Here is a 12,292-nt window from a genome sequence, read left to right as displayed (position 1 = left end):
GTCAGCCAAAGCGGACCTTCGATCTTGTGTTGGCCACCTTGCTGTTGGCGGTCACGTCGCCTGTCCAGTTGCTGGCCATGCTGGCAATTAGGGTGTCTTCGCCGGGCCCGGCAATCTTCTCTCAGACGCGGGTCGGCCGCGAAGGCATTCTCTTTCGCTGCCACAAACTGCGGACGATGTATGTCGGAACGCCGTCCTTGCCGACACACGAGGCGCCGGTGAGTGCGGTGACGGCACTGGGGAGGACTCTACGAAAACTGAAGGTCGACGAATTGCCGCAGCTCTGGAATGTCTTGAAGGGCGAGATGAGTCTGGTCGGGCCGCGTCCGTGCCTGCCCTCACAAACTGAACTGATCGAACTCCGCAGGGAATTGGGCGTGTCGGCAGCGCTTCCGGGCATCACCGGCCTGGCTCAGATTCGGGGTGTCGACATGTCCAATCCACGGCTTTGTGCCGGAACCGATGCGGAGTACCTCAAGGCGGCCTCGATTGGTTTCGATCTGCGAATCCTGCTCGGTACAATCTATCGGGGCTGAGCGGATTTGCTGAGCCGCGCCATGTCGCTGAGACGCTCTGCCGTATCCGTATCCGGGCTCCAGCCCCCCGAGACCAACAACGATGGGTCACAGATCTGGGACGCGGTCAGACTGTCCCAGAAATCCCGCTTGCCAAGAAGAGCGGCGGCCGGGCGCATCAGTCCAGCGTGCACTGCGATCAGGCGCGTCGGCCGTTTGAATCCGGTTCGGAATGCGCCGATAATGCCCGCGACGGACATCGGCGGCACGTTACTGGCAACGTAGACAGGGCGAAGCGGGCCTGAATGGGTCAACAAATGCAAGACCGCCCGTGCCGTCGCCTCGGCCGAGATCAGCGAGCGAACCCCAGTCAAGGCGCCGCTCGGCAAAGGCAGCGGCGTATCGGCCAGGCGCATCAGCGTCACCAGATTTCCCTTCATGCCGGCTCCGTAGACCGGAGGCAGGCGCAGCACGGCAGCATCGGACCGGCGATGCGATTCGTACGCCTCAAGAATTCCAATCTCGCCCTCGCGCTTCGAGCGCCCATATGAGCATTGCGGGGCATGGAGCGTTTCTTCATCGATCGTGCCGCTGACGCGGGCGCCAATCGCGGCGCGGATTGAAGAGAGATAAATGAAGCGCCTGCTCGTCTGCTTGGCCGCGGCATCTGCCAGCCGAGCGCTCAGCTGCGCATTGGTCGCGCGGTAAGCGGCCTCGGTAGCGTCGCCTCGATCATTGTTCAGTCCGGCACAATGGACGACATGGGTCATATCCCTGGTGATCGCCAGGAAAGCCTCAGCCGGCGCATCGAAACTCGGCAATGATACGGTCTCGCCGCCCGTGCCAAGCATTTCCGGGTGCCGGGAGGCGATCCTGACGGCCATTCCGGCATTGCGGAGACACTCAACGACATGGCGTCCGATGAAGCCGGTCGCACCCGTTACCAAGACCTTCATCGCTTGCCCGGAGCAATCATGAGGAGGTCAATGGAAGCAGCGGCTCTTCCATCACCGGCATCTGGCGGCCAGACGCAAGATACGTCCCGGATACAAGGAAAACCATCAGCGTTGTATCGAGAATATCGTGGCCAACCAGAATGCCCGTCATACCAGCCGTGAGATAGATGATAACCACGATAACAATCATGGTGGCGCCAAAACGTTCAATGGAATCGCTGCTGGTGCGAAGCACTTTCGCGGCATTGCTGGCGGCAACGACAAAGATCGCCGCCAATGCCACAGCGCCCAGAATACCCGCTTGCACCAACGCGGTTAGAAAGCCGTTGTGAAAATGGCTGAAGCCTTGATCCATCGCAAACTGGTCACGGAATCCCTGCACGATCAGAAACTTGCTCGCTCCTGTTCCGTGCCCAAAGAGTGGCATGTCGCGGAAAGCCTTCAGGCCGATATCCCACAGGGCGACGCGTAATCCAAGGGCTGTAGTGTGGTCGCCATGTGCCACGAGCGCATCCCAATCGGAGCGCAAAAACTCAATTCGACCGGATATTATCTGAAATCCGAAAACAGCAATCACCACACCAGTTGTGGCCAACAGCAGGAGCAATCCAGCGGCATTGCCGCCCTTGAGCCTCTGCCGATCGATCAGAAACACGACGACGACCGTGATCACCAACGCAAGCCAGATGATTCGCGTGCCGGAATAGACGATGGCAATCGTACCAGCCAAGGCAGCGCAAACCAGCAAGGTCCTAGCCTGCTCGAGATTTGCCAAAGCTCCGGCTACGCAAACCATCACGGCAAGACCGGCGACGGTTGCAAAGACGATCGCATTTCCCGCCCCCCCTTCAGCCCTTTCCATGCCCAGCCAGTGGTATTGGACGATCGCCAGCATCAGCGCGCCAAAACAAGCCCCTGCGCTGCTGAGCACAATCGTTCGAACAAGCGTGGCTTTCCGCGAAATGCTCCAGGTCGAATAGGAGAAGGGAAAAAGTAGGAAGGTTATGAGCGGAATGAGATGGGGCGCATCCCTTGCGATCGAACCGTTGACGATAGAGGCTAGGAGATTGGCACCGCAGTAGGCAAATATGGCGCCTGTCAAAGCGATCATGGGGCGGTCGAAATTGAGGCGCCTTTTCCTTAAGGCAATCAACAGCACGGACCAAAGGCCGCCACCATTGAAGACAAAACTAACCACCGACCCCAGCACCGGTGGGGAGAAAAAGCAAAGGATGGAGAAATAGATATTGACCCGAGACGGCGTGAATTGCTGCTCTGCGGATGATAGCCGGTTCAACGCCCTGGTTTCTCTCACGTTGGCAGGTGGGCTATTCAAAGATGCGAATATGACGCTCCCGCAATCACAGAGGCCACGCTTCGCATTTTCGGCAGCGCCAGTATAGCGGCTAGGGCCAGCTTTCGATAGTGCGGCGGCAAAGGCTGACGCTAAAACAATCATGCCTCTTGCAGGTAGGTTGCGGCTGCTGTCGATGACGGCAATGCGATCTATTTCAGGCAATATTTTCCTTGAGTTTTCTTGGTTGCCGCTCACTTGAGAAGGGATTTCCGGATCTTGCCAATTTTGTGGAAAATTCGTTCTCTAATAGTGCGGTGCTCGGCGTCTCTTGCATTGTTCTAAACGACGGCGATCTGCTAAAACGCTGGCACGAATACGATGAAACACAATGTGTGGAAGCTAGGCTTGAACCGGGCGCTGAGACGCACTCGAGAATTTGATGCTGGCCCTTCCGCCGAATGGTACGAGAGAACGCTCCCAGTCCATGACTATCGCGCTTACGCATCTTCAACGGCTCGAGGCCGAGTCCATCCACATCTTCCGCGAGGTTGCAGCCGCCTTTTCCAAGCCGGTCATGCTGTATTCGGTCGGCAAGGATTCCTCCGTGCTGATGCATCTGGCGATGAAGGCGTTCTATCCTGCCAAGCCGCCTTTTCCGTTCCTTCATGTCGACACCACCTGGAAGTTCCGCGAAATGATCACTTTTCGCGACCAGATGGCGCAGAAACTCGGCTTCGACCTGTTGGTTCATGTCAACGAAGATGGCGTGCGTGACAACATCAACCCCTTTGATCACGGTTCGAACACCCATACCCATGTGATGAAGACCGTCGGGTTGCGCCAGGCACTCGACAAATATGGTTTTGATGCCGCCTTTGGTGGCGCACGGCGCGACGAGGAGAAGTCACGCGCCAAGGAGCGTATCTTCTCCTTCCGCAATGCCCAGCATGTCTGGGACCCGAAGAACCAGCGGCCGGAAATGTGGAAGATATTCAACACCCGCATCGCTTCGGGCGAATCGATCCGCGTCTTTCCGCTGTCCAACTGGACCGAACTCGACATCTGGCAGTACATCCTTCAGGAAAATATTCCGATCGTACCGCTCTATTTCGCCAAGGAACGGCCGGTTGTCGAACGCGACGGCATGCTTATCCTCAAGGACGACGAACGCATGAAACTGCGCCCTGGCGAGAAGGTGGAAAACCGGCTGGTGCGGTTCCGTACGCTTGGCTGCTATCCGCTGACTGGCGCCATCGAATCGGATGCCGACACACTGGAAGCCATCGTCGGCGAAATGCTGACCGCGCGCACGTCCGAACGGCAGGGCCGCTTGATCGACCGCGACGAAGCCGGCTCGATGGAAAAGAAGAAGCGCGAGGGGTATTTCTGACCATGCGCCACATCATGGCAAAAAGCCTCGCACCCACTGACGGTGTCCGCGACTATCTGGCGGCGCAGGAGAAAAAGTCGCTGTTGCGCTTCCTCACTTGCGGCTCCGTCGACGACGGCAAGTCGACGCTGATCGGGCGCCTGCTTTCCGATACCAAGCAGATTTTCGAGGACCAGTTGGCAGCCCTCGAGCGTGATTCGCGCAAGCATGGCACCACCGGCGACGACATCGATTTCGCCCTGCTGGTCGATGGTCTCGAGGCCGAGCGCGAGCAAGGCATCACCATCGATGTCGCCTATCGTTTCTTTGCCACACCCAAGCGCAAGTTCATCGTCGCCGACACGCCTGGCCACGAACAATACACCCGCAACATGGCGACTGGCGCCTCGACCGCTGATCTCGCCATCGTGCTGATCGATGCCCGCCAGGGTGTGCTACGCCAGACCCGGCGCCATTCGATCATCGCCTCGCTGCTCGGCATTCGCCACATTGTGCTGGCCGTCAACAAGATCGACCTGGTCGAGTTCGACCAGGCCGTCTTTGACCGCATCACCGAGGACTATCTGCGGTTTTCGCGCGATCTCGGCTTCCAGACAATCGCACCCATCCCGATGTCGGCGCGTTATGGCGACAATGTCACCATCCGCTCAGACAAGATGGCGTGGTATTCCGGCCCGACATTGATCGAACACCTCGAAACTGTCTCCGTCGAAGAGGAGGCAGTCGAACTGCCGTTCCGCTTCCCGGTCCAATACGTTAACCGCCCCAATCTCGACTTTCGTGGGTTTGCCGGCACGATCGCATCCGGTTCGGTATCGCAAGGCGATGAGGTTGTTGTCGCCAAGTCCGGCAAATCCTCGCGCGTCAAACGCATCGTCGCGCATGGTGGCGATCTCACTCAGGCGGTGGCCGGCCAGGCGATCACGCTTGTGCTCGACGACGAGGTCGAGGTTTCCAGAGGCAACATGCTGGTGTCGCCGGCCGCGCGGCCGCAGGTCGCCGACCAGTTCGCCGCCAACATCGTCTGGTTCGACGAGCATGCCTTGCTGCCCGGCCGCTCCTACATTCTGCGCACCGAGACCGACCAGACCAGCGCCACCGTCACTGATCTGAAATACCGGGTAAACGTCAATGACTTTGCCCGCGAGGCGGCCAAGTCGCTGGAAATGAACGAAGTCGGCATCTGCAACATCTCGACGCGGGCGCCGATTGCCTTCGACACTTTCGCTGAAAACCGCACCACCGGCGCCTTCATCCTGATCGACCGCATCTCCAACGCCACGGTCGGTGCCGGCATGATACTGCATTCGCTGCGCCGAGCCGAAAACATTCACTGGCAGTCCCTCGATGTCGGCAAGCGCGGCCGCGCTGATCAGAAGAACCAGCGGCCCGCCGTGTTCTGGTTCACCGGGCTTTCCGGGTCGGGCAAGTCGACGATCGCCAATCTGTTCGAGAAGAAGCTCTTCGCATCCGGCCGCCATACCTACATCCTCGACGGCGACAATGTCCGCCACGGCCTCAATCGTGATCTTGGTTTCACCGACGCCGATCGCGTCGAGAACATCCGCCGTGTCGCGGAAGTGGCGCGGTTGATGGCTGATGCGGGGCTGATCGTCATCGTCTCGTTCATCTCACCGTTTAGCGCGGAGCGGCGCATGGCCAGGGAATTGATGGCCGAGGGTGAGTTCGTGGAAGTGTTTGTCGATACGCCTTTCGAGGAATGCGCCCGACGCGACCCGAAGGGCCTCTATGCTCGTGCTCTGAATGGCGAGATCAAGAATTTCACCGGCGTCGATTCGCCTTACCAGGCTCCAGAAAAGCCGGAAATTCATCTCAAGACACTCGGCAAGACAGCTGAAGAGATGGTAGAGGCTCTGGAACACTGGCTGATCGAGCGCGACATTGCTGAAGACCAATACGACAACGGCGGCGGCATCTGACGACAGTCTGATGCTGGGCGAATTCGAGCGGCTGGCCCTGGCGGCAGGCCGCGAGGTGATGCGCGTTTTTCATGCTGGCTGCGCCGTTGACCGGAAGTCCGACGCTTCGCCGGTGACCGAGGCGGACCGCGAAAGCGAAAAAATCATCCTTGCCGGGCTGCGCGCGGCATTTCCCGCCATTCCATGCGTGGCCGAGGAAGAAGCATCCGCGGGCGTCGTGCCACCTGATCTGGGTGGTGCGTTCTTTCTCATCGATCCGCTTGATGGCACTAAGGAATTCGTCAATCGCCGCACTGATTTCACGGTCAACATTGCCCTTGTTCGCAACGGGGTGCCGGAAGTCGGTGTCGTCTTCGCGCCATGCAGCGGGCGATTTTTTTCCGGCCGGCCGGGCAGGGCGGAATCGCTTGAGATCAGCGAAGACTACGAAATAGTCAGCCGCCGGCTGATTTCCGCGAGAGCAGGCATCGCGCCACTGGCGGTGGTTGCCAGCCGATCCCACAACACGGCGGAGACCGAGGCCTATATTCGTGATCTTGGTGCCGCCGAGATCGTTTCGGTGGGCTCGTCGTTGAAATTCTGTTTGATCGCAAGCGCCGAAGCTGACGTCTATCCCCGCTTTGGCCGCACCATGGAGTGGGACACCGCCGCAGGAGATGCCGTGCTACGCGCCGCCGGCGGCATGACGCGGACCTTGGACGGTAAGCCATTGGCCTATGGCAAACGCAATCAGCCTGGCGACGAGGATTTCGCCAACCCGTACTTTATCGCGAGCGGCAGACTTGGGCCAACGACCTGACGCCCTAACTCTGATCTAATGAAGATCAGTTGCGGATGATTCTCCGCTGCCACACCTCGACTGACTGGTGAGTACAATTGTTCCGAAAGTATCAGGCCATCGTCTTGGGCGGGTTGCCGCTATGGACTAAAAATCTCGGTGAAATACTCTTCAGGGCGTTGATTGGAGCCTATTTCGTTGCTCCTGTCCTGTTTGTGTCCATCGACACATCGCCCACGGCTATGGCGATCATTGCCGCGATCATCGCCGCAGCGAGCCTGTTGATGAAACGCCCGTCCTTTACCGGGGGATTGGCCACGCTGACTGCCATTCTCGCGATTCTGTCTTGCTTTGTGCTCTTGAGCGCCCTCTGGTCGGCCGATCCATCTCGTTCAATTGGCGCGGCAAGAAACGTTTTCGGCTACTCCGTGGCCGCGCTTGTGCTGATCCAGTGCCTGATGGTTATTTCGGCCGCTCAGTGCGATCGGCTTTTGCAGGCATTTACTGCTGGCGCATGCATAGCGCTGGCGGTGCTGATCGGAAGAGAGCTGTATTTCGCGTTCGCTTCTGGTGATCCTCTTTTGGCCGAGAAGGTCGTCGTGCTCCACAAGATCACCTTCTATGGGGCCTTCTTCAGTGTCATATTGCTGACTCAGCCTGGTCCGCTTTCAAAAGCCCTCGCGGTTTTCTTCGCGGTATCGACCCTATTGTACGGTCGATCAACTGGCATTGACCTGGCCATCATGGTCGTTGCTCTGTTTCTCGCTACGCCTCGGAGGTTTCGCCAACCCGTTTTGGTGTGTTTCGTTGTCTTCTATATGGCCCTTGCGGCTGTCGGCCCACTTGTGGTCCCACCTTTGTTTGCATTTCTCGACACAAAGGGGTTGTTGGGATTCCAACCTGGGACGTTTGCCGCCCGGCTTGAGCTCTGGAAAATGGTCTCGGCGACTGTCGCGGAGGCGCCAATTCTCGGTCACGGCGCCAACACGATGAGAAATGCGGTCGGGGTTGTTGTAAACCCGAAATATTACACGCTTGTTGATCTCGCGAGCGCCCACAACATCGTATTCGACCTGTGGTACGAGTTGGGGATTGTAGGGATCATTGTCTATGGGATGATTTTGGCGGCGGTCACCAGAATGATCGGGCGTTTGACAGGGACATCGCAGTTCATCGCGGGCAGCTTCTTGATGGTAGCTGTTATTGAACTGTCAGTGGATCATCGGATCTGGCTGTCATGGACGCTGGGAACCTTGGCGTTTGCAGCCAGCATCTGCGTGCTACACCACCGTTCCGTCGCCGGCACCCAGCACGCCGCCTGACCGTCGCCAGCCTTGCTCGCTGGCTGGATCCGCCTGGTCCAGGTAAGGAACCGCGCGGGATCATCGATGCCGGGAGAACTTATTCGGCGGCAGCCTGGGCTGAGTTCGATCCGATGTAGTTGCGGATCGTCTCGATGATGCGGTCCTGATCGGCCTCGCTCAGGTAGGGATGCATGGGCAGGCACAGGATACGCTTCGGCAATTCTTCCGAGACGGCAAGGCCGGTTGGTGTCTTTGGATAGTCGCGATAGGCAATCTGGTTGTGCAGCGGCTTCACATAATAGATGACTGACGGAATGCCCTTTTCCTGGAGGTGTGTCTTCAGCCCGTCGCGCTTCGGCGTCTCGATGGCATATTGCGCCCAGGCCGAACGGCCTCCATCCAGATTGCGCGCTGCAGTCACAATATCGCCTAGGCCATCGGCATAGCGGTTTGCCACTACTTGCCGGGCAACCATCTCGTCTTCGAGGATGGCCAGCTTCTCGATCAGGATCGCCGCCTGTATCGTGTCGAGCCGCGAATTGATGCCGACACGAACGTTGTCATACTGGGTTTCGCCCTTGCCGTGGAAGGCGAAGGAACGCAGTTGATCGGCCAGTGCATCATCATTGGTGAACATCGCACCGCCGTCGCCGTAGCAGCCGAGTGGCTTGGCCGGGTAGAAGCTCGTCGAACCCACCGTGCCGAACGCACCGCACATCTTGCCGTCGGCCGAGCCGCCCATCGACTGGGCGGCATCTTCGATCACCATCAGCCCTTCGCGATTGGCTACCGCCATGATCGCCTCGTAGTCGGCGGCGAGGCCGAACAGGTCGACGGGAATGATCGCCTTTGGCTTCAGCCGGCCTTCCTTCTTGATCATGGCGATGGCAGCCTCAAGGCTGGCAATGTCAATGTTGTATGTCACCGGATCGACATCGACGAAAACTGGCTCGGCCTTGGCCAGCGCCACCACTTCCGCGGTCGCCGCGAAGGTGAAGCTTGGCACGAACACCGCGTCGCCGGGGCCGATGCCGGCCGCAAACAGCGGCAGCAACAGCGCATCGGTACCGTTGGCGCAGGCAATCACGTGCTTGGTGCCGATATAGGCGGCAAGCTTGTTTTCGAATTCGGTTACCTGAGGGCCGAGGATGTAGCGGCCCTCTTCGACGACGCGGTCGATAGCTGCCTTCAGCCGGTCGCGGATTCGTTCGCGCTGTGCGCCAAGATCGATGAACTGCATGTCGGCCTCAAAAACGGTTTTGACCAGAGTACGGACGGTTTAGCCAGATAACGGCACGCTGGTACCAGAGTTGCGTTGACCGAGAAAGCCGTAGAGGTCAGGCGGGAATGGCCTAGGTGTCGCAGTCCGTTACTGTCTGGTTCCGACGTTTGTTCGCGAGATGCCGGAAATCCGGGCTTCGTCGGGCGCGATCCCACGCTTATAGTCCCTGGGATCAACCCTGCGAAACATAAAGTGATCGAGAGGCTCAACTTATCTTGAGCGCGCCACGGCGTTCAGCCGATCTCATGCCGCCACGGCGGATTGGCGCCGGCCCGCGATACCGTCACCGCCGCCGCCTTGGCGCCGAGCGTCAGCGCCGTGTGGATGGCCTCCTTTGAAAGGCCGCCGATTGCGGCCTTCGTCAGCAGCCCTTGCTCATGCAACGAGGCTAGGATGCCGGCATTGAACGTGTCGCCGGCACCGACCGTGTCGACCACTTTGACCTTTTCCGGCATGACCGTGACAGTGTGATCCTTGCTATAGCCGACCGCACCTTCGCCACCATGGGTGACGACGATCAGCTTGGGGCCGCGCTCCAGCCAGTTGCGGATGACATCTTCATGCGAGCCGGCCTCACCAAACCAGTTAAGGTCCTCGTCGGACAGTTTCACGATATCGGCCATGGCCATCATCGCGCGGATGCGCCTGAGATGCTTGGCCTTGTCGGGGATGAAATTCGGCCGGATGTTGGGATCGAGCATCATGACGCGGCTTGCATGCTCGCGTTTCATGAATTCCTCATAGGCGCCGCCTGCCGGCTCCGAGATCAGGCTGATGGCGCCGAACAGCATGGCCTCGATCTCCGGCCCGAGGGCTGGCAGGTCTTCGATGGTTAGCATCCGCCCGGCGGTGTTCTCGTCGTAGAACGTGTAGGTCGCCTGGCCATTGTCCAGTTTGACGAAGGCAAGTGTTGTCGGACGTGGCGAGGTGTGGGCATAGGTCGAGCTGACCTTGCTTGCGCCCAGCGCGCCCCTGAACTGACCGCCGAACAGATCCGACGAGAGGCCGGAAAAGAAGCCCGCTGGTGCCCCCAGCCGGCCAAGCGCTATGGCGCTGTTAAAGACAGCGCCGCCGACATAGGGGGCAAAGGCTGGCTCGCCGTCCGTCGTGGTGCGCGGCAGCATGTCGATCAGGGCTTCGCCGCAGCAAAGGATCATGGTTTCTTGTTCTCCGGCGGATAGATCACGCCCTTGCGGATGATGATGTTGGCGTAGAGCCTAGGCTCGCTGGTCGCGACAATCGCGTGCGCCGCCTTGACCCGCGCATAAAAGTCGGCGCCGGCCAGTGCAACCACCTTGCGGCCCGGGGCGCGTCTGGCGCAGACCGCTTCCATCTCGTGGTGAACCGGATCGGCAAGTGACGGATCGCCTTTGACCGAGGCGCGAAACAGTGCCACCGGCACGGCATCATCGACAGGAAGCACACTCAGTATGGCATCGAGCACCGGCATGAGATGATGGCCATCGGCTCGCACAAGCCGGCTGGCCTGCTCCTCGGCCGGATAATTTCCATCGACCAGCGCGATTTCGTCGCCATGGCCCATGGCTCGCAATGTGGCCAGGAGCTCTGGTCCGAGCAACGCCGGGATCCCGATCAGCATGCTCAGGCGCTCCTGGAAATCGTGGTCGATCCGATCAGGAAGCGCTCCGACAGTGGCAGGCTGGCGCCGCCAAGTGCCCGTGCGTGAATGCCAACCGTGCCTTCTCGAACGGCCGGAAGCTTCAGTCCTTCGCCATCGATCCCGGCAATTGCCGCGGTCACCGCGTCGACCAGCCGCTTGCGCACGGTTTTCGGCATCCAGCCATCGATGACCGCCGCCTCGAAATCGATCACTGAAGACGCCGCGACGATGGCATAGGCGAGTGCGCGCGCTGCGCTGTTGATCCAGTTGTCGAGTTCGACGCCGATGTCGCCCCAGTCCTCCGGCGACGTCCACAGATGCGAGGCCTCGACGCCGCGTGCATTGAGCGCCTTTTCCAGCATGGCTATGGATGCCACGTCGATGAGCTGCGTCGGCTGCCCATTCGGCCCCGGCACGGGCATCGAGCCGAGGGCGCCGGCATTGCCGGTCGGGCCGCCAAACAGCCGGCCATTGAGCACGATGCCGCCACCGGCAAAGGCACCAATGTAGAAATAGACGAAGTCGCGTGCGGCACCTGCCTGACCGAAAACCAGCTCCGCACCGCAAGCCGAGGTGGCGTCGTTCTGAAGGTAGACCGGAAAGTCGCATTGCAACTGAATGTCGGTGCGGATGTCGCGGTGGCGCCATTCGTCCATGACGTCGCGCGGGGCGCCGGCGGTATCTGCCCAGTTCCACAATTCGAACGGCATGGCGATGCCCAGCCCAGCGATGCGCTTGTCCTGCGCCGGCGTCAGTTCGCCGCGCATCTTTTTCATGCCGGAAGAGACGAATTCCACCGTCTCGCGCGGGGCAGGGTAGCGGTAGGAATGCTGCAGCATCGAGCGGACATTGCCGAGAAAGTCTATCAGCACCAGCTCGGCACTGCGGCGGCCGATCTTGAGACCGATGAAATAGGCGCCGTCGGGATTGAGTGCCATCGGGATCGACGGTTGGCCGATCTTGCCGCGCAATGGCGCCTGACGCACCAGAAGACTCTCGTCCTCGAGTTCGCGCATGATGACCGAAACGGTCTGCGCCGAAAGTCCAGTCATTCGAGCGATGTCGGACTTTGCGAGGCTGCCGTGCTGGCGCACCAGCGAAAGCACCAGGCGCTCATTGTGGTCACGCATGCCGCTCTGGTTGGTGCCGCGATGGATCTGGCTATCGGCTGCCTCGGGCGAACCGTGCCTTATAATGCCGGTCTCCACC

The 12,292-nt window shown here is 59.8% G+C and carries 11 protein-coding genes; 5 read left to right on the top strand and 6 right to left on the bottom strand.

The window, feature by feature from the left end:
* The first annotated feature begins 29 nt into the window (after positions 1 to 29).
* Positions 30 to 536 carry a sugar transferase gene (locus GA829_RS27570; RefSeq protein ID WP_258051989.1) on the top strand — a complete coding sequence of 169 codons (507 nt, stop codon included), beginning with the start codon at positions 30 to 32 and terminating at the stop codon, positions 534 to 536.
* Here the strand turns inward: GA829_RS27570 and GA829_RS27565 are convergent.
* Positions 524 to 1,471, bottom strand: coding sequence for an NAD-dependent epimerase/dehydratase family protein (locus GA829_RS27565; RefSeq protein ID WP_195175721.1), 948 nt, complete (start codon positions 1,469 to 1,471; stop codon positions 524 to 526). The two genes, GA829_RS27570 and GA829_RS27565, sit on opposite strands and share 13 nt — an antisense overlap.
* 16 nt (positions 1,472 to 1,487) lie before the next feature.
* Positions 1,488 to 2,768: an O-antigen ligase family protein gene (locus GA829_RS27560; RefSeq protein ID WP_374940435.1), complete on the bottom strand. Its 1,281-nt coding sequence runs from the start codon at positions 2,766 to 2,768 to the stop codon at positions 1,488 to 1,490.
* Between the two features lie 484 nt (positions 2,769 to 3,252).
* On the opposite strand from GA829_RS27560, the gene cysD reads away from it, so the two are divergent.
* The 4 genes from cysD (at position 3,253) to GA829_RS27540 (ending at position 8,198) form a co-directional block, all read left to right on the top strand.
* Positions 3,253 to 4,158, top strand: a complete 906-nt coding sequence (cysD, locus tag GA829_RS27555) for a sulfate adenylyltransferase subunit CysD (RefSeq protein ID WP_258051988.1) — start codon at positions 3,253 to 3,255, stop codon at positions 4,156 to 4,158.
* Between the two features lie 2 nt (positions 4,159 to 4,160).
* A complete protein-coding gene (gene cysN, locus GA829_RS27550; protein WP_195175719.1) occupies positions 4,161 to 6,098 on the top strand; it encodes a sulfate adenylyltransferase subunit CysN in 1,938 nt (645 codons plus the stop codon).
* Positions 6,099 to 6,108: 10 nt separating this feature from the next.
* Entirely contained in the window at positions 6,109 to 6,897 is a 789-nt protein-coding gene (gene cysQ, locus GA829_RS27545) for a 3'(2'),5'-bisphosphate nucleotidase CysQ (RefSeq protein ID WP_195179827.1), read from the top strand.
* 77 nt (positions 6,898 to 6,974) lie between these two features.
* Entirely contained in the window at positions 6,975 to 8,198 is a 1,224-nt protein-coding gene (locus GA829_RS27540) for an O-antigen ligase family protein (RefSeq protein WP_195175718.1), read from the top strand.
* Positions 8,199 to 8,277: 79 nt separating this feature from the next.
* On the opposite strand, the gene GA829_RS27535 is transcribed toward GA829_RS27540, so the two are convergent.
* From GA829_RS27535 to GA829_RS27520, 4 genes are all read right to left on the bottom strand, one after another.
* Positions 8,278 to 9,420: a DegT/DnrJ/EryC1/StrS family aminotransferase gene (locus tag GA829_RS27535; protein ID WP_195175717.1), complete on the bottom strand. Its 1,143-nt coding sequence runs from the start codon at positions 9,418 to 9,420 to the stop codon at positions 8,278 to 8,280.
* Positions 9,421 to 9,695: 275 nt separating this feature from the next.
* Positions 9,696 to 10,619, bottom strand: a complete 924-nt coding sequence (locus GA829_RS27530) for a carbohydrate kinase family protein (protein WP_195175716.1) — start codon at positions 10,617 to 10,619, stop codon at positions 9,696 to 9,698.
* Positions 10,616 to 11,062 (bottom strand): RbsD/FucU family protein, encoded by a 447-nt coding sequence (locus tag GA829_RS27525; RefSeq protein ID WP_195175715.1) that lies wholly within the window; start codon positions 11,060 to 11,062, stop codon positions 10,616 to 10,618. The genes GA829_RS27530 and GA829_RS27525 overlap by 4 nt, the downstream gene beginning before the upstream one ends.
* A 2-nt stretch (positions 11,063 to 11,064) precedes the next feature.
* Positions 11,065 to 12,291 carry an ROK family transcriptional regulator gene (locus GA829_RS27520; protein ID WP_195175714.1) on the bottom strand — a complete coding sequence of 409 codons (1,227 nt, stop codon included), beginning with the start codon at positions 12,289 to 12,291 and terminating at the stop codon, positions 11,065 to 11,067.
* Position 12,292 lies beyond the last annotated feature (1 nt).

The organism is Mesorhizobium sp. INR15, assembly GCF_015500075.1.
Classification (GTDB): domain Bacteria; phylum Pseudomonadota; class Alphaproteobacteria; order Rhizobiales; family Rhizobiaceae; genus Mesorhizobium.
This window is presented reverse-complemented; position numbering and strand designations above follow the sequence as displayed.